Source organism: Mycobacterium sp. IDUB_28, assembly GCF_055419285.1.
This window is the reverse complement of sequence record NZ_JBVAXK010000005.1, coordinates 50298-67708: the sequence shown is the minus strand read 5'-3', so window position 1 is coordinate 67708 and position 17411 is coordinate 50298. Positions and strand designations below refer to the sequence as shown.

The window sequence follows — 17411 nt, the reverse complement described above, 5'->3', positions numbered from 1 at the left end:
CGACGGGTCGGTCAGTCGGCGAGGTCCGCCTCAGCCATCCGGCCGGAGTGCGAACGCAACGCCGCCGACGCCTCGTGGATCGCGTTGGCGCCCTGGTCGGATGCCTTGGTGAAAGACCCCAGCACCTCATTGAGGGTGTGCGCCACCCGCTGCGAGACCTCGTCGCGGCCCGAGGCGACAGCGGTGAGGTTGGGCCGCTCGGCGTCCATCACCCGCTGCATGCGGTTGGCGAGTTCATCGAGTTGCCGGGTGGCTTCGGTCAGCTCGTCAGGTCGGATGGACAGCCGATTGTTGTCGCTCATTTCTGTGCTCCTAAATCCGAAGTTTGATGTCGGGGTCGTCGTCGAGGTGGGCGGTCGGATCGCCGATCACGGCAGGGCTGGCGGTGCCGAGATCGCCAACGATCTCTCCACCCTGATCCGTCGTGTGCAGGAACGCGGCCGAGGTGTGGCTGCCGCCCGCGCCTGCCTTACCCCCCTGGGCGCCGTAGCCGGCAGCACCGGGGGCCATCATGCCTGCGGCGCCCACTCCGGCCGCGCCGGCGGTCGGCCGGGCGGACAGCGAGCGCGCCATGGCCGCGGTGTTGGTGTTGTCGTTCTGCACCATGGGCGAAGACGGCGTGGCCCGGGCCGGGCTCGTGGCGCCGACGCCGCCGCCACCGTGGCCGCCACCGCCGGGGTGAGCACCGACCATCCGGCCGGTGTGCCCCAGCGCTGATGCAGCCGGAGCGCCACCGGTGCCTTGGGCTGCCTGCCCCAGGCTGGAGGCCAGCCCGGTGCCGGCCTGCATCCCGGCCTGCAGCGCTTGAGTGCCCGCCTGCATCCCGATCGTCAGCGGCATCATGCCCATCTGCATCGCCGGACCGATCATGCTCATCCCCACCGACAACATCGGGGCGAGCATCCCCATCGCCATTTGCGGGCCCTGGGCGACGGCGACGGGAGCACCGGTCGCGGTGGTGGCGGCCGCCTGGCTGGTCAGCGTGCTCTCCAGCTCAGTGATGGCTTCGGTGGCCAGCGCGCTAGCTCGCGCACCTGACTCGACCATGTTCGGCGCGGTCCACGGCAACCCGGCCGAGAGTGCCTCGAGCTCGTGCTGGCACTGCTGCAGGATTTCCAGCAGGCGCGCTTGCCCTTGCGCGACGTTGGCGGCGGCGGCGCTGTATTCGCCGCCCAGCGCAGTGCCCTGCGCGGCAACGGCCGCCCCGTTGGCGAGGGTTTCTCCGGTCTTCGCGGCTGCGGCGCCGGCTCCGGCGCCGGACCAGCCCTGGCCGCCGGCACCGCCCATCATCTGGCCCAGCGCCTGCTGCACCCCGCCGGCGGCCTGTTGAAAGGCCTGGCTGATCCCGCCGAACATCTGCGTGGGATTCAGGCCCTGGAACAGGCCCGGGCCCAGGGTGCCGAGCATGTCGGTGACGGGTTTGAGCAGCCCGCCGGCAAAGTTGTTACCCATGCCGCCGGGAGCTGCGGTGAGGTCAGCAGGGATCGCCTCGTCGGGGAACTGCGGGCCGCCGGGCGGGAGCTGACCCAGATTGAACTGATGCAGAATGTCCTGCACCGGACGGTTGAGCCAGGCCTGCAGGTCGTTCTCCAGCTGGTTGACCACCGGCAGATGGTCGAAGTCCGCGGGATCGACCTGGCCGGGCGGCGCCGGGTCGGTGGTGCCCATGCGCGCCGCCTAGGCTTCGACGGTGCCGTCGACGTTCGACTGAGCGGCGTGCGAAATGTGCGTCGCCGCGCCCAGCAATCCGTGCTTGGCGGCGGTCATCATGCCGCTGGCGACGTTGTTCGCCGTCGACTCGAACATTGCCGGGATCATGTTCGCCACTGCGATCGGGCCCAGCGCCATCGAGAACGAACTCATCTGTGCGGGCGTGACGGCGCCGAACGCCGTGGTGATCGCCGCGCTCGCGGCCTGCTGAGCGTCGGTGAGAACTGCCATGAACTCGGGCTGCATCTCGAATGGCGTCGGCATCTCTTCCCCCATTTCCCGCTGTCCCCGGTCCGCCAGCGCTGGTCGTTTCACGATAAGCACCCGGGTCAGCTATAAACCGCACGAATTTTAAGCAGACTCTCGTCACGCCCGCGATTCACACGTGTGCAATAAGCGCAGGAAAAGGGGCTAATCCGATTCGACGACGGTGCCGTCACTGCGCACCAGCGGGGCCTTTTGCAGCTCGTCCATGCGGGTGCTGAACTCCTTGAACAAGAAGCTGTAGCGTTCCATGGCCACCTTGGCTGCAGCCTGCGCGGTCTCGACGATGAGTGAAGCCAGCGCATCGGGATCCAACCGGCTGGCGGGGGGTCCCAGCCACAATCCGGTCAGGCTGCCGAGGCCGTTGACTTCAGCGCTTACCGCGCGGTCGCGACTGGTCACCCGCGCCGAAATCGTCTTGGACTGCTCGGTCATCGACTGCAACAGGTCGCGCTGCTTGATGGCCCGCGCGATCACCGATTGGGCCAGGCTGGTCATACCGGCCTCAGCCAGGTCGTCGGGTTGTCGTCGTCCTCGTCGCCGAACAGCTCGAGCTCGGCGCGCGCCAGGTCGTCCTCGGTCGGCAGACCGATCTCGCGCAGTACCGAGGGGGTGAAGCCCTTGTCCACCAGGCTGCGTCGGTAGGCCACCTGAGACCGCAGTGCCGACAGCTGGCACAACGCCAGGATCTCGCCGGCCAACTCCTGCGGCGGTCTGGCCAGTTCACTGCGGTCGATCTTGAGCGCCGTCGGGAGCCCGCGTTCGGTCGTGACGACAGCGATGGTGCCGGTGCGAGACCGAACCGGTTGCGCTCGCTGTTGCGGATGTTCCGGGGGCACGTGTCCTCACATTAGGCGCGATATTGAAACCCGTCAGATCGGTACAATAACTTCCTATCGCCAGGTGTGGGGGAAAGGACGTTTTGTGCTTATTTGTGCGGTCCGTCATCCGCACCACCGGCAGCGGTCTCATTCGCGCGACTTTCGCCTAGCTCGTAGTCGCTAGTAGTAAGGACATCAAGCAGATGCCTGGCACCAGGGATGCCCAGCGCGTCTTCGACGCCGGTGTGTTGTCGTTGGGCATTCCCGTCAACGGACTGGAAGTCGACCGCGATGTGCAGTACGCGGCCCTGGCGTTCAAACGTGCCACCGAGCACGATCCGCAGATGAGCGACGCGTGGTTGGGACGTGCCGCCGCCGGTGACACCAGCAGCGAGGTGATCTACAACCTCTGGCGCACCAGCAAGGACAACCTGTACCGCGAGCAGCGTCGCCTCGGGCTGCCCCGGCACGCGCTGGCCGGCCGCTTCCAGACCGGGTTGTACCTGGACTACACGCTGAGCACGCTCACCGAGGTGTGGCTGGGCTACGCAGCCAGCATGATCGCCGGCAAGGACTACGACGAGGCCGAGCGGGTGCTCGACGAGCTGGACACCATGCGACGATCCATGCCCGACGGCGACGCCGATTCCGCCGAGATCTGCGCCTACGTGCGGGCCGTGCTGCACTTCACCACCCAGCGCTGGCCCGATGTGCTTGCCGCACTGGCTAATTCGTCCTCGTTCAGCGACGACTACATCGCGGCTGGAGCACACCTGATGGTCGGTTCGGCGTGCGCGCAGATGGGCTTGTTCGGTGAAGGCATCCGGCGCCTCGACCAGGCGATCGACGGTCCGATTCCGGCTGCCGGCCGGGCCGCCGAATTCTGCAAGGGCCTCACGCTGCGCGAGATGGGCAAGGAGGCCGAAGCCCGGGTCATCTTCGAGCGGATCTACAGCGAAGAGCCGGGATTCGAAGCCAACGCGTCGGCGCTGCACGATCCCAAATTCCGGCTCATCATCACCAGCAAAGACGACATCGACTCCCGCACGGACAAGTGGGATCCCGGCACCGCCCGCAGTGCCCGGGAAGTCGACGTCGAGAGCATGAACGAGCGCAGCAACGAGTACCTGCGCGCGGCGCAGCAGGAGCTGGACCGGCAGATCGGTTTGACCGACGTCAAGCTGCAGGTGGCCAAGCTGCGGTCGGCCGCCAAGCTGGCCAAGGTCCGCGAAGGCAAGGGCCTCAACGCGGCTGCGCGCAGCCTGCACCTGGCCTTCACCGGACCACCCGGAACCGGCAAGACCACGATCGCTCGCGTGGTGGCCCAGGTTTACTGCGGATTGGGACTGCTCAAGACGCCCGCCGTGGTCGAAGCCAAGCGCGCCGATTTCGTCGGAGAACATCTGGGCAGTACGGCGATCAAGACGTCGGCGCTGATCGACACCGCGATGGACGGCGTGCTGTTCATCGACGAGGCCTACACGCTGATCCAGACCGGGCTGGCCGGCGGCGACGCCTTCGGCCGGGAGGCGGTCGACACGCTGTTGGCGCGGATGGAGAACGACCGCGACCGGCTAGTGGTGATCATCGCCGGCTACGACGCAGAGATCGACCGCTTCTTGGCCTCCAACGAGGGGATGGCCTCGCGGTTCACCAAACGGATCCGGTTCAATTCCTACACCCCGACCGAGCTGGGCGACATCGGCCGGCTGATCGCCAAGACCCGCGACTCTGAGCTCACCAAACCTGCTTACGAGGAACTGGTGACCGCCTGCACGGTGCTCTACGACAGTCAATCGGCCGACGACTCCGGGCAGTTGCGCCGCGATGTCGATCTGGTGGGCAACGGGCGGTTCGTCCGCAACGTGATCGAAGCGGCCGAGGAGGAGCGGGAGTACCGGCTCAGCGAGCGCCCGGACGTCAGCGTCGAAGATCTCGACGAGACCGAACTGATGCGCATCGAGCTCGGCGACATGCGCGCTGCGCTGGGAAATGTGTTGGGCATGTCCACCGGCCAGCTGACTTCGAGAACGCGATAGTGAGCCAATCCGACGCACCCAGGACCGGGTTCAAGCGCAGCAGCGACGCGGACACCAATCCCATCCCCGTACAAGCAATTCAGGCCAAGCTGGCGGAGGAATCCGACGGATCGGACGTCGACGAGGCGCCGCCGGGACCGATGTCGGCAGGCACCAAGGTGATGACTTTGCCGCCCGCGCCGCCGGCAGAACCGGAAGTGTCGGAGCCGGAGTCGTCGGAACCGGAGCCGTCGGAACCGGAGTCGTCGAAAACTGAGTTGTCGGAACCGGAACCGAAGGCGCACTCAGAGCCTGAGGCCGCGCCGGATCCAGCGCCGCCGCGTCCCGGCCCGATGGCGCAGAGCACGGCCGTCTTCCGGTTGCCGCCCCAGCCGCGGGTGCGCCCGGGTCCGCCGCGTCGGCCCGCTGCGGGCGCAGAGCCGCCGGTGGCACCGCCGGTGCGTCCGGCCCCGCTACCCAGGCGGCCGGTGCCGCCGCCGGTGGCCGCACCGCCGCCCGCCGTCGCCCGACAGCCGGCCCAACCCTCCGCGGACCCCAGGCTGCAGCCGCCGGCATCCCCGCCGGTCGCGACACCGTTCACCCGCGCCGCCCCCAGCGCACCGGTTCCGCAGCCGGGCGTTCCCGACCCGCGCATCCCGTCGCACACCGATCTCGGACTGGTGCGCCGCGCCCGGCCGTTGCCGCAGCGCGGCTGGCGCAGGGTGGTGCACCGCTTCACCGGTCTCAACCCCGGCGAATCCGAACTGGAGAACACGCGCCAGAAGCTGGTGGCGCGGGTGAGTCAACCGGTGCGCGGCGACTACAGCATCGCGGTGTTGTCGATGAAGGGCGGTGTCGGCAAGACCACGACGACCGTCGGATTGGGGTCCACTTTCGCTGCCATCCGCGGCGACCGCGTCATCGCCGTCGACGCCAACCCTGACTTCGGCACCCTGGCACAGCGCGGGCCTGATCAGAGTAGGTCCACAGTGCGGGACCTGTTGTTGGACGACAACATCTTTCGGTATTCCGACATTCGCAGACACACGTCGCAGAGCACGAGCCGGCTGGAAATCCTTGCCTCCGAGCGTGATCCGGCGACTTCGGAAGCGTTCTCCGACGCCGACTACCGCGTGGTGATTCGGCTGCTGCAGCGGTTCTACAACCTGATCCTGACCGACTGCGGCACCGGCCTGGTGCATTCGGCGATGTCGGCCGTCCTCGACGAAGCCGACGCGATCGTGTTGGTCGCCTCGCCCGCCATCGACGCCGCCCGCAGCGCGTTCGCAACCCTGGATTGGCTGGAGCATCACGGTCGGGGGCATCTGGTCCCCAACGCCACGGTGGTGATCAGCGCCGCACGCCCCGGCAAAGCGTCGGTGGATCTGGACAAGCTGGCCGCCCAGTTTCTGACGCGTATCCGGTCGGTCCATGTCATCCCGTTCGACGACCACCTGGCACAGGGGTCCGAGGTGGTGCTGGACCTGATGGCCAACCGGACCCGCCAGGCGTTTCTCGAGCTGGCCGCGTCTATCGCCGACGGATTCGCCGATACCAAACGCAGTGATCGGATGTCGCGCGGCTGAGCCCGGGGGGATTCAATGCCGCGCCTGAGGTGCGGCGCTCTGATATAGCCATCAGGACGCCGTGGAATGAACAGGGGGTGCCGTGAAAGCCGTGGTCGTAACACTCGTCGAGTTGCTCGTGATCATCGTCGCCATGGCGGCGTGGGTGTTCGTGGACGCCAGAGCCCATGCCGGACGCGGCCGTCCGATCATCTCGTCATACGGCTCGCTCCAACTGAACACGCCGATCGCGTGGTTCCTGGCCTGCCTGGTCATGTGGGAGACGTTCTTTCCGCTCTACCTGGACACTCGGGCCTTCACCTAGCCGCTGTCAGTGGCAGTGTGGTTCACCGGAACACCGGCGTCACCGCCCTCGCGCGCCGCGATCAGCGCCGAGCGATTCACCTTCGTCGCCGCGGTGCGGGGCATCTCGTCGACGAACTCGACGGTCTTGGGGACCTTGTAGGGGGCCAGACGGCTCTTGGCGTAATCGATCACCTGCTGCTCGGTCAGCGGCTCGCCGGCATGGGCCGATACCTGTACGACGGCGTGCACCCGGCGGCCCCACTGCGCGTCGGACAGACCGATGACGACGACGTCGGCGATGTCGGGGTGCCCGGAGAGGGCGGATTCCACTTCCGCCGGGAAGACGTTGGCCCCACCGCTGACGATCATGTCGGCGCGCCGGTCGGTGATGTACAGGAAACCGTCCTCGTCGAGACGGCCGATGTCGCCGGCGGAGCGGAAGCCGTCGTCGGTGGACGGCAGCGGTGGTGCGCCGCCCAGGTAGCGGTATCCCGCGCTCATCGCCGCCCGCAGGTAGATGTCGCCTTCCTCGCCCGGTCCCAGCGGCTTCTTGTCGGCGCCGAGAATCCGGATTTCGGTGTCGCGGAAACCACGTCCCACGCTGCCCGGGTGCGTCAGCCACTCGTCGCCGCGTAGCGCCGTGAGTCCAAGATTCTCAGTCATGCCGTAGGCGGTGATGATCTGCTCGGGGCTCAGCAATTCGAACCAGGTGCGCAACAGTGCCGGCGGCATGACCGCGGCGCCTTGCAGGATGAACACGACGCTGGACAGGTCGCGCTGCCGGATGTCGGGCAGCGCTGCCACCCGCGCCAGCATGGTCGGGGTGGCGGTGAAATTGGTGATCCGGTAACGCTCGATGGTGTCCACAAACAGTGGCGCGTCGAACTTTTCGAGGATCACCAGGCGGTCGCCGCCCAGCAGCATCAGAAAGGTCGCGAATCCGTTGGTGTGATACATGGGAGCCGGAACCATGATCCGCTGCGGCTTGGCCACCGGTGTCCAGTTCGACAGGAACGGCTCTCCCTGCTGCGGAATCCACAGCGACGGCGCCAGGTTGAGGATGACCTTCGGCACTCCGGTGGACCCGCTGCTGCAGATCCCGTTCGCGGTGGGGGAAACGGCTGTGGGCAGCGGGCTTTGGGATTCGGCCGCGGCCACTGCGTCGAGTTCCCACCGGCTGGTGTCGTCGACCACGACAACCGGGTCGATCACTTCGCGCACCCGGTTACGTTCCCATTCGGGCAGATCCCAATGCATCGGGATCGGAACGGCGCCGATCTTCCAGCAGCCCAGCGTGGCCAGCACCAGGTGCACCGAGTTCGGAATGGCAATGGCGACAAAGGAACCGGTCCCGGCACCGCGGGCGGCCAGTGCACGTCCCCATTGGTTGGCGCGGGCGTCGAGTTCGCCGAAGGTCAGCGTTTCCGCGCTGCCGTCCAGCGCGACCACCGTCACCGCCGGGTCATCGTGCTGCTGCTCGGCCAATTGCTGGAGCTTGGCGCTGAAGGGGACGCCGTCGGCGAACGGGTTGATGGGCGCATCCGACGGTGCGGGCTGGGTGGTCATGCCGAGGCCCGCTCGCTGAACAGCGTTTCGAAGTGTCCCTCGCGCACATCGGCGATCAGCCGCAGGCTCAGCGCCTCCGGCCCCGCGGGCAACCGGATCAGCGGTTGGGTATGCCGGTCGAGCACGCTGACGTCGGATTCGTCACAGAATCCCAGCGCCCCGAGCAGTTGGTGCGCAGCGCGCAACACCTGCCGTGCGGTTTCGGCGGCCTTGAGCCGCAGTACCAGAGCGTCCGCCGAAAGAGTCCGTATGGCAACCGATTCCGGTCGGCAGATGGTGTACTTGGTCAGCTCGTGCAGTCCGCGCACCCCGACCGATGCATCCGCGACGGCGAATCGGACCGACTGGAAGTCCGCCAACGGCTTGCCGAACTGCACCCGGGCCTGCACATGCTCGGTGACGATGTCCAGCGCCCGCTGCATCGCCCCCAGAATCCGCCATGATCCCAGCACGAGATGAAGGTTAACGTCGGCGGCCGGCACGGTTTCGCCGGGTCCCTCGCACGCGCTCAAGGTCGCCGGCACCAGGAAGGGGCCGAGCTTGGCACCCGCGCGGGTTCCCGGCCGGGCGTGGTAGCTGTTGCCGTCCAGATCGGCGGCGATCCAGGTGCCCGCCAGATCGCCGTGGTCGATGCGCGCAGCCGCGGGGTCGACCAGCGCCAGCCGGGCGCCGTCGATCGCCAGCAGTTCCTCGACGAGCGGGTAAGGCAATGCCACCGCCCCGGCGACCTGGCACAACACCGCGGCAGCCAGCAGGTCGTCGGTCCCCGACCGCACGTCGAGGTCGAATGCACCGAGTTCGGCCAGAGCGTCGCGCGCCGCATGGCGGACGGTGTCGTCGGTTTCGGCGCGCAGTGCCGCCTGCGGCCCCCCCAACCGGGTCAGCCGCTTGGCGGCGACCGCTGCGAAATCGGCGATATCCTGCGGCAGTTCGGTATTCACCGGCGCTCTCCCAACACGTCGCGGGCCACCATCATGCGCTGGACTTCGATGGTGCCCGAGGCGACGGTGGCGGCCTGCGCATAGCGCCAATGGTCGTCGACCGCGCCGTGCAGTGCGGCGGTGGCGCCGCTGTCCAGCGCCGTGGGTCCCAGCACATCGAAGAGCAGCTCGGCGACCAGTTGATCGCAGGTGGTGGTGGCGATGCGGGCGGCGCTGGCCGCGGCGCCGGCCTGCGGATCGTCCTGCAGCGACACCGCGCGGTAAGCCATCAGCCTGGCCACCCGCAGATCGACGAGCGCCCGCACCCATCGGCTGCGGATCGATTCCGGTAACCGGTCCCAGTCATCGCCCAGTGCGGTCTGCATGCGGTCCAGCAGGGCCTCGCAGCGGGCGTAGCGCGCGATGCCGACGCGTTCGAACGCCAGCGCCTCGCGCATCACCCGCCAGCCGTCACCGGGCTCACCCAGGATGTCGTCGTCGGATGCCGGCACCCCGTCCAGGAACACCTCGTTGAGGTGATGCGGCCCGAGCATCGACGGGATGCCACGCACGGTGAACCCTTCGCGGTCCATCGGAATCAGAAACAGGCTGAGGCGCTTGGGTTTCGGCGCATCCGGGTGGGTGCAGGCCGCCAGCACGCACCACGACGCCATCCGGGCGTAGGAGGTCCACACCTTCTGCCCGTCGATGCGCCAACCGGTGCCGTCCGGCACGGCGCGGGTGCGCAGTGAGGCGAGGTCGGTCCCGGCTTCCGGCTCGGAGAATCCCTGACACCAGATCACCTCACCGGATGCGATGCCGGACAGGTGTTTTGCCTTCTGCTCGGCCGTCCCGTGCCGCATGATCGCCGGACCGACCCAGTTGATGCCCATGTACTGCGGTCCACGCGGCTCGTAGTTGGCCCACATCTCTTCACGCAGCACGGTCTGCTGCCAGATCGAACCGCCACCGCCGCCATGTTCTTTCGGCCACGCCAGCGCCAGCAACCCTTCGGACGCCAACAGCTTGCAGAACGACTCGGTGGTCGCCAGGTCGTCCGGATCGTCGGTGCAGGCGCCGAGAAAATCTTCCGGAATGTGGTCGGCTATCAACTGGCGCAACCGGTTTCGCAGCTCACCGGCGTCGTCACCGAGATCGTAGTCCATCGTGGTCATCCCTTCGGCAGCCCGAGCACCCGCTCGGCGATGATGTTGCGTTGGACCTCGGAGGTCCCACCGTAGATGGTGGCGGCCAGCGCATCCTGGCGTTCGAACAGCAGGTCCGGGTCCGAGCTCGAAGCCGGGCCGGCCGCGGCTGCGCTCAACTCCCAGACCCGTTGCAGCGTCAGCGATCCGAGGAGCTTCATGGTGTCGGCCTCCGGGCTGGGCCGCCCGGCGAGTTCGTTGGCCAGGGCGCGGTAGCCGGTGGCCCGCAGCGCCTCGGCGTCGGCGTGCAACCTGCCCAGTTCGGTGTGGACGTCCGGGTTGTCGCCGATGGAGGCCAGCCCGCGTTTGATCTCGACCCAGTTCATGATCCAGATCATCTGCCGCTCATGGTGTAACGACGCCAGCGCGACATTCCAGCCGCCGTTGCACGGACCCAGCAGGTTGGCTGCCGGCACCTCGACGTCGTCGAGGAAGACCTCGCAGAACGTCTCGTCGGAGATCGAGGCCATCCGGATGGTCTCGATCCGCACCCCCGGTGACTCCAGGTCGAGGATCAGGCAGGAGATGCCGCGGTGCTTCGGCGCGTCCGGGTCGGTGCGGGCATACAGGGTGCACCACCGCGACAGGTGGGCCTGGGTGGTCCAGATCTTGTGGCCGTTGACCCGGAACACCTCGCCCTCGCGCACGGCACGGGTGCGCAAACCGGCGAAATCGGACCCGGCCTCCGGTTCGGACATGCCCAGGGCCCACCATTCGTCGCCGCGCAACGCGGGAACCAGCAGGCGCTCGATCTGTTCGGGCGTGCCGAACTGGCGGATGCCCGCCGCCGCAACGTTGGGCCCGGCGATGTTGGGTAGCTTGGGCGCACTGCGCAGTGCCGCCTCGATGCGGATCTCCATGGCGTCGCGCAGGCTCAGTGAGCGCCCGCCGTGCTCGCGCGGCCAGGTGGGTTGTATCCAGCCGGCCTCGAAGGCGGCCCGTTGATAGTCGCGCCGCAGCGCTATGTCCCAGCGGTACTCCCGATAGCGGTCGTGATAGTCGCCGGGCAGAAAATCGGTCAGCCACGCACCGAATTCGTCGACCACCGTCATGGCGCGCCTCCGGCCAGACGCCGGCCCACCTCGGTGTACAGCGCGCGGCTGTCACCCAGCAGCGACGCGTTCTGCCAGGCGTGCCGGACGAACAAGTGGGCGTCGTGTTCCCAGGTCTGACCCAGCGCGCCGTGCACCTGGACCGCTGTGCGCGCGCACTGGGCGGCGGCATCCGCGGCCGCCGCTTTGGCCATGGCCGCCGCGGTCCAGGAGCACGACCCGGCGGCGGCGTAGGTGAGGCTGCGGGCGCGCTCGAGGCTGACGTAGTTGTCGGCGAGCGCGTGCTTGATGCCCTGGAACGCGCCGATCGGGGTGCCGAACTGCCGCCGCGTCCTGGCGTGCTCGATGGACCGCTGCAGGGCTGCGCCCGCTACCCCGATCAGGTCGGCGGCGACCGCGACCAACGGTGCGGCCAGGGCGGATTCGATGCTGTCGACGGGTGCGACGGCCGCCGGTGCCGCGTCGATATCGGCGTCGGCGACGGGTTGGGCGGGATCGGTGGACTCGCCGGCCCGGATGGTCACCCCCTCACCGGCGCGCACCACGGCAGCGACCGGCCCGTCGTCGGAGATCGCCAGTGTGACGATCAACTCCGCGCGGGAACCGTGCGGTATCGCGACCGCCCGTCCGTGCACGCGGCCGTCCTGAAATGTCATCGGTGCGCCCGGTAGCCGCACACCGGGGGAGTGCACGGCCAGGGTCGCGACTACCCCGGAGGTGATCTGCGCCAGCATCTCGTCGACTGCGGGACCCGCGGCACGCAAAACCCCTGCGGCCAGCCCGACCCCGCACAGCAGCGGCACGGGCGCGAGCGCCGCGCCGCACTCCTCGAGGACCACCGCGAGCTCGACCGGACCGAATTCACCGTCGGAGTCACGCGCTGCCAGTTCGGTCCAGCCGAGGTCGACGACCGTCTTCCACAGGACACGCCACCGTTCGGGGTCATCGAGGGCCTGTCGGGCGGCATCGGGCGGGCACTCGGTGCGCAGGATGGCGCGCACGGTGTCGCGCAGCGACAACTGCTCCGACGTCAGACCAACATCCATAAGACCCCTAACATAATAAAAATAGTAAACTAGCGACCCACGCGCAAACGGACATGGTGAGGTGGTCGGATGGTCGAGTGGTACCTGTTTCTGCCGCAGGTTCGGCTACCGGTGGCCGACATCGTGGACCGGGCGAAGCATGCCGAGGCCGGCGGGTTCGATGGGATCGCTTTCATCGATCATCTCGAGGCGCCCGGGCAGCCGGGTGAAAACATCTGGGAGGCAATGGGCGTCGCCGGCTGGGTCGCCGCGAAGACGCAACGGTTGCGGGTCGGTCATCTGGTGCTGTGTGACGCTTTCCGGCATCCGGCGGTGCTCGCCAAACAGGCCGTCACCCTGTCCGAGGCGTCGGAGGGCCGATTCGAACTGGGCCTCGGGTCCGGATCCTGGCCTGCGGAGTTCACCAAATTCGATGTCGGTCAGCAGGATCCGGTTGCCCGGGTCGAGCAGCTCGGGCGACACCTGGGACTGATCAAGCAGTACTGGGCCCGGGACCAGCATCCCCGGCCTACGTACCCGATACCGCTGGTCCTGGGTGGCAGCGGCCCGCGGATGATGAAACTCGTTGCTGAACACGCGGATTGGTGGAACCTGCAGGCAAATCACCTCGACCGGCTGGCCCGGCTGTCCGACGCCACCGGCTCGGCACGGATATCGGTCCAGCAGATGGTGGGCTTCGTCCGCTCGGGCATCGATCCCGAGCAGGTCCGCGAGGTCAGCACCCGACGCTTCGGCCACCTCAGCCCCGGGTTGGTGTGCGGCGACGCCGACGAGCTGACCGCCCACTTCGCCGCGCTGGCCGCGCAACGGGTCGAACGCTTCTACGTGTGGTTCGCCGATTTCGCCGCCCCGCAGTCACTGGCTGAGTTCGGTGAATCGGTGATCAGGAGGTTCTCTGGGCCTTTGCTCGCCGGCGGGCTTCGGTAGGCACCACCGGGGCGCGGGCGTACGGCCCGCGCTGCACGGCGCTGAGCCGGATTTCCGGCAGGTCCACCGAGGGGTCGACGGTGTCCAGCCAGGCGACCGTCTCGGCGATGTCGGACACCTGGATCGCGTACATCTCGAACGGAACATCTTGCAGCATCTCGGTTTCCACCGGACCCGGCGTCACCAGGTGCACCGCGATACCGTCGCGGTCGACCTCCAGCGCCAAGGCCCGCGCGAACGCGTTCATGCCGGCCTTGGACGCGGAATATGCGGTGCGGCCCATCATCGGTTCGTGCGAGGCCGAGGACGAAATGAAGATCAGCCGCGACCCGGGCCGCATCCGCGGCAGTACCGCGGAGGTCAGCACGAAGCACGAGTCGAGATTGGCCGAGATGATGGTGCGCCACTGCTCGAAAGTCTGCTTGCGCGCGTACGTTCCACCCAGCGCGCCGGCCGCATGGACGACGAGGTCGATGCGTTCGAGTGGGCTCAGCGCGGCGGCGAACTCATCCGGGTCAGCCGCGTCGGCGACGATGGCGCGGGCACCGACCTCGGCGGCCGCCGCACGCAGCGGGCCTTCGCGCCGCGCCAGCACCACGACGTCATAGTCGAGCTGACAAAGCTTGGCGGCGCACGCTTTTCCAATGCCACCGCTACCGCCGGTGACCAGAGCGGTTCGTCGAGTGGTCAAGGGCGCCGGAGGTCCCGCGGCCGGGACAACGCTTGCGGCGACAACGCATAGATCCGCTGTTCGGCGCGGCCGGACAAGACGTAGGTCTGGGTGTCGGCGAGGTGCCGACCGGCGATACGGCGTGCCCGGTCCACGTCGCCCTCGGCGATCGTCTCGGTCAGCTTGATGTGGGTGTTCAGCGCGGCCCGGCGCCTGGTCGGCGACGGGTAGGTGCCGCTGGCCGAACTTTCGTCGGCCCATTGCTGTTCGTGGCTGGACCACAGCGTCTCCAGGCTGCCCACCACCGCGATGATGGTGTGGTTGCCGCAACCCCGCACGATGAGGTTGTGAAATTTGCGGCCGATCTCGGTGAAGAGCCGCCCGTCTTCCAGGTTTTCCGCCATCTCGTCGTTGACCTGCTTGAGTTCGGGCACCAGGGTGTCGGCCCGGTCGGGCCGCTGGGCCGCCAGCGCCGCACAGGCGGGCTCGAGTTCCTGCAACGCGGCGCCCAGATCGCTGACGACGACGTTCTCACTCTGCAGCAACAGTCCCAACATGTAGGCGGCGCTGGTCTTGGCCGGTGCGTGCACGACCGCGCCGCCCCGGTTTCCGCGCCGCACCGAGACCAGTCCCTCGGTCTCCAGGATCCGTAGCGCTTCGCGCAGCGAGACCAGGCTGACCTTGAACTGATCGACGAGCACTTCCTGGCGTGGCAGCAGGTCGCCATCGGCGAGCTCACCGTCGATGATCTGGCGGCGCAACTCGTCGGCGACGATCTCGGCGATCCGCGGCGCGGACAGCCGGCGGCGGGCGTCGGGCCCAATACCCAGAGCGGTCATCCGGTTCCTCGCAACCTGCAGCAGGAGAGAGTACACGGTTGCTGACCCCGCGAACTCGTCTGGCTTAGCTATTTTAGCAGTAATGGTATAAATAGCCGCGTGAGTCACGGGGCCGATAACCGGCCGACGCCGCTCGACGATCTGCGAGTCGTCGAGATCAGTGACCGCCTGGCCGGCAGCTATTGCGGGAAGCTGCTGGTGGACGCCGGTGCGGTGGTTCGCAAAGTCGAACCGCCGCAAGGGGATCCGCTGCGGCGCTATTCCGCGACTTGCTCGCCGGTGCCGGACGGCGCAACCGGCCCGTTGTTCAGTTACCTCAATGCCGGCAAGAGCAGCCTGGCCGTGTCGGCCGATTCCGAGCGCTTCCGCGCCGAACTCGCCGGCGCAGACGTCGTCGTGGTGGCCACCGGACGCGCCCGGGCGGCCGCGCTGGGGATCGACCCGCAGCGGCTGCTGGCACGATCCCCGCAGGCGGTCGTCGTGACCATCTCCGATTTCGGTTGGAGCGGCCCGTTCGCCGATCGCGCTGCCACCGAGTTCACCCTGCAGGCGTGGTCGGGGTGCACGGGCTTCCGCGGCGATCCGGCCGGTCCGCCCATCTCGATCGGCGGTGAGCTCGGGGAGTACATGGGCGGTGTGTATGCGGCATTCGGAGTGCTGGCCGTGCGTCGCCGCGTCGAGCACGGCGGACCGGGGGAGCACCTGGACCTGTCCATGCTCGAAGCGATCACGGCGATGCAGAGCAGCGAATGGCTGCATTCCCAACTGCTTCGGGTGCCGCCGATCCGGCGCACCCTCGAGGTGCCCTCCATCCTTGCCGCCAAGGACGGCTACGTCGGCATCACCATGGTCACCGGGCAACAGTGGCTCGACTTCACCGCAATGGTCGAATGCCCGCAGTTCGAAGACATTCCGCAGCTGCGCTTCCAGATCGGTCGCTGGGAGTACCGCGACATGATCTACGAAGCGATCGGGCCGTGGATGGCGCAGCGCACCGTCGCCGAGATCGTCGAACTCGGCCAGCTCTTCCGGCTGCCGATCGCCCCGCTGGGCAACGGCGCCACCGTCCGGGACATGGACTACATGACCGAACGGGGCGTGTTCGTCGCGAATCCCGCCGGTTTCCACCAGCCGCGGCCACCGTGGCTGATGTCGCGCTGTGCTCCGGCACCGCCGCGCACGTCGCCCGGACTCGGGGACGGGAACGGTCAATCGGCATGGCAACAAAGGGAATCCGGACCAGTGTCGCCCGAAGCCGGGCTGCCGTTGCAGGGTGTCCGCATCGTCGACCTCACCGCCTTCTGGGCCGGCCCGGCCGCCACCCACCTGCTCGCCGCATTCGGCGCCGACGTCGTCAAGGTGGAGTCGATCCAGCGTCCCGACGGCATCCGGTACTCGGGCGGCATGCGTACCGATGTCGACGATTGGTGGGAATACGGCTGGGTGTTCCATGCGATGAACACCAACAAGCGGTCCGTCACACTGGATTTGGGGTCGGCGGAGGGTCGGCGGCTGTTCACCCGGCTGGTTGCCCAGGCTGATGTGGTGATCGAGAATTTCTCGCCGCGGGTGATGGAGAACTTCGGCCTCACCGCCGACGTCATGCTGGAGATGAACCCTGAACTCGTCGTCGCCCGGATGCCGGCTTTCGGGCTGGACGGTCCGTGGCGGGACCGAGTCGGATTCGCGCCCACCATGGAGCAGATCGCCGGCCTGGCCTGGGTGACCGGTCTGCCGGAGACCCCGCCGGTGACCCCGCGCGGTGCCTGCGATCCACTGGCCGGTGTGCACGCCGCGTTCGCGGTGCTGGCAGCGTTGCATTTCGCCGAACGCACCGGGTCGGGACAGCAGGTCGAGCTGCCGATGGTGGAAACGGTGTTGAATACCACCGCAATTCAGCCGATCGAATACGAAGTTTTCGGCAAGACCCTGACCCGGCGGGGCAACCGTGGGCACGGCGGTGTGCTGCAGAACCTGTATCGGTGTGCGGGGCCGGACGACGAGTGGATCGCGGTCAGTGTGTGCGACGACCGGCACTGGGCGGGTTTGGTCGACGTGCTGGGCGCGCCCGCCTGGTCAGCCGACGGACTGTCCACCGCGGCGGACCGACGTGCGCGGGCCGACGAGATCGATGACAGGTTGCGGGACTGGTTCGCCGGCCAGCCGCGGGACAGCGTGGCGGAACGGCTGGCGGGTGCGGGTGTCCCGGTGGCACCGGTCGTCTCGCCGTCCTCGGTGACCGAGAACGTTCAGTTGCGGAAGCGCGGCTTCTTCGAGGCGCTGGAACATCCGCGAACCGGACCCGGCCTCTATCCCACGCCGCCGTTCGCGCTGCTGGCCGGTCAACAAAACTGGCTGAGTCGCCCACCGCCGACGTTGGGCGAGCACAATGAAGAAGTACTGCGCGATCAGTGCGGGCTGACCGAGGAGGAACTCGCGCACCTTGCCGCCAGCGGGGTGATCGGGACCCGACCGGTCGGCGTCACGGCAAAGTAAGGGGAC

General features: G+C 68.0%; 17 protein-coding genes. 5 read left to right on the top strand and 12 right to left on the bottom strand.

The features are described from left to right. Nucleotides 1–11: 11 nt before the first annotated feature. From ACZYZ9_RS12025 to ACZYZ9_RS12005, 5 genes are all read right to left on the bottom strand, one after another. The gene (locus tag ACZYZ9_RS12025) at nt 12–302 is read right to left on the bottom strand and encodes a PE family protein (protein WP_463826495.1); all 291 of its coding nucleotides are present in this window, start codon (nt 300–302) and stop codon (nt 12–14) included. Between the two features lie 10 nt (nt 303–312). Next, nucleotides 313–1668: a hypothetical protein gene (locus ACZYZ9_RS12020; protein ID WP_463826494.1), complete on the bottom strand. Its 1356-nt coding sequence runs from the start codon at nt 1666–1668 to the stop codon at nt 313–315. 9 nt (nt 1669–1677) lie between these two features. After that, complete coding sequence (locus ACZYZ9_RS12015; RefSeq protein WP_463826493.1) at nt 1678–2025, bottom strand: hypothetical protein; 348 nt, start codon at nt 2023–2025, stop codon at nt 1678–1680. 96 nt (nt 2026–2121) lie between these two features. Beyond that, nucleotides 2122–2472 carry a YbaB/EbfC family nucleoid-associated protein gene (locus ACZYZ9_RS12010; RefSeq protein WP_463826492.1) on the bottom strand — a complete coding sequence of 117 codons (351 nt, stop codon included), beginning with the start codon at nt 2470–2472 and terminating at the stop codon, nt 2122–2124. Continuing rightward, nucleotides 2469–2813 (bottom strand): hypothetical protein, encoded by a 345-nt coding sequence (locus ACZYZ9_RS12005; protein ID WP_463826491.1) that lies wholly within the window; start codon nt 2811–2813, stop codon nt 2469–2471. Before ACZYZ9_RS12005 ends, ACZYZ9_RS12010 begins: the two co-directional genes overlap by 4 nt. Nucleotides 2814–2998: 185 nt before the next feature. On the opposite strand from ACZYZ9_RS12005, the gene eccA reads away from it, so the two are divergent. From eccA to ACZYZ9_RS11990, 3 genes are all read left to right on the top strand, one after another. Continuing rightward, nucleotides 2999–4834, top strand: coding sequence for a type VII secretion AAA-ATPase EccA (eccA, locus tag ACZYZ9_RS12000; RefSeq protein WP_463826490.1), 1836 nt, complete (start codon nt 2999–3001; stop codon nt 4832–4834). 140 nt (nt 4835–4974) lie between these two features. Then, nucleotides 4975–6399, top strand: a complete 1425-nt coding sequence (locus tag ACZYZ9_RS11995) for a MinD/ParA family ATP-binding protein (RefSeq protein ID WP_463826796.1) — start codon at nt 4975–4977, stop codon at nt 6397–6399. Between the two features lie 82 nt (nt 6400–6481). Continuing rightward, nucleotides 6482–6703 carry a hypothetical protein gene (locus ACZYZ9_RS11990; protein ID WP_463826489.1) on the top strand — a complete coding sequence of 74 codons (222 nt, stop codon included), beginning with the start codon at nt 6482–6484 and terminating at the stop codon, nt 6701–6703. Here the strand turns inward: ACZYZ9_RS11990 and ACZYZ9_RS11985 are convergent. The 5 genes from ACZYZ9_RS11985 to ACZYZ9_RS11965 are packed head-to-tail and all read right to left on the bottom strand — an operon-like array spanning nt 6700 to nt 12473. Further along, the gene (locus ACZYZ9_RS11985) at nt 6700–8250 is read right to left on the bottom strand and encodes a class I adenylate-forming enzyme family protein (protein ID WP_463826488.1); all 1551 of its coding nucleotides are present in this window, start codon (nt 8248–8250) and stop codon (nt 6700–6702) included. The two genes, ACZYZ9_RS11990 and ACZYZ9_RS11985, sit on opposite strands and share 4 nt — an antisense overlap. Then, on the bottom strand, nt 8247–9191 hold the full coding sequence (locus ACZYZ9_RS11980; RefSeq protein WP_463826487.1) for an acyl-CoA dehydrogenase family protein: 945 nt from the start codon (nt 9189–9191) through the stop codon (nt 8247–8249). The genes ACZYZ9_RS11985 and ACZYZ9_RS11980 overlap by 4 nt, the downstream gene beginning before the upstream one ends. Continuing rightward, entirely contained in the window at nt 9188–10345 is a 1158-nt protein-coding gene (locus ACZYZ9_RS11975) for an acyl-CoA dehydrogenase family protein (protein WP_463826486.1), read from the bottom strand. The genes ACZYZ9_RS11980 and ACZYZ9_RS11975 overlap by 4 nt, the downstream gene beginning before the upstream one ends. Further along, nucleotides 10342–11427, bottom strand: coding sequence for an acyl-CoA dehydrogenase family protein (locus ACZYZ9_RS11970; RefSeq protein WP_463826485.1), 1086 nt, complete (start codon nt 11425–11427; stop codon nt 10342–10344). Before ACZYZ9_RS11970 ends, ACZYZ9_RS11975 begins: the two co-directional genes overlap by 4 nt. Next, the gene (locus ACZYZ9_RS11965) at nt 11424–12473 is read right to left on the bottom strand and encodes an acyl-CoA dehydrogenase family protein (protein WP_463826484.1); all 1050 of its coding nucleotides are present in this window, start codon (nt 12471–12473) and stop codon (nt 11424–11426) included. The genes ACZYZ9_RS11970 and ACZYZ9_RS11965 overlap by 4 nt, the downstream gene beginning before the upstream one ends. 69 nt (nt 12474–12542) lie before the next feature. Between ACZYZ9_RS11965 and ACZYZ9_RS11960 the strand changes: the two genes are divergently transcribed. Next, on the top strand, nt 12543–13400 hold the full coding sequence (locus ACZYZ9_RS11960) for an LLM class flavin-dependent oxidoreductase (RefSeq protein ID WP_463826483.1): 858 nt from the start codon (nt 12543–12545) through the stop codon (nt 13398–13400). Here ACZYZ9_RS11960 and ACZYZ9_RS11955 read toward each other — a convergent pair. Together ACZYZ9_RS11955 and ACZYZ9_RS11950 are read right to left on the bottom strand one after the other, a co-directional pair. Beyond that, complete coding sequence (locus ACZYZ9_RS11955) at nt 13357–14091, bottom strand: SDR family oxidoreductase (protein WP_463826482.1); 735 nt, start codon at nt 14089–14091, stop codon at nt 13357–13359. The genes ACZYZ9_RS11960 and ACZYZ9_RS11955 overlap by 44 nt on opposite strands. Further along, nucleotides 14088–14909: a FadR/GntR family transcriptional regulator gene (locus ACZYZ9_RS11950; RefSeq protein WP_463826481.1), complete on the bottom strand. Its 822-nt coding sequence runs from the start codon at nt 14907–14909 to the stop codon at nt 14088–14090. Before ACZYZ9_RS11950 ends, ACZYZ9_RS11955 begins: the two co-directional genes overlap by 4 nt. Before the next feature lie 87 nt (nt 14910–14996). On the opposite strand from ACZYZ9_RS11950, the gene ACZYZ9_RS11945 reads away from it, so the two are divergent. Then, nucleotides 14997–17405, top strand: a complete 2409-nt coding sequence (locus ACZYZ9_RS11945) for a CaiB/BaiF CoA-transferase family protein (protein WP_463826795.1) — start codon at nt 14997–14999, stop codon at nt 17403–17405. The last annotated feature ends 6 nt before the right edge of the window (nt 17406–17411 follow it).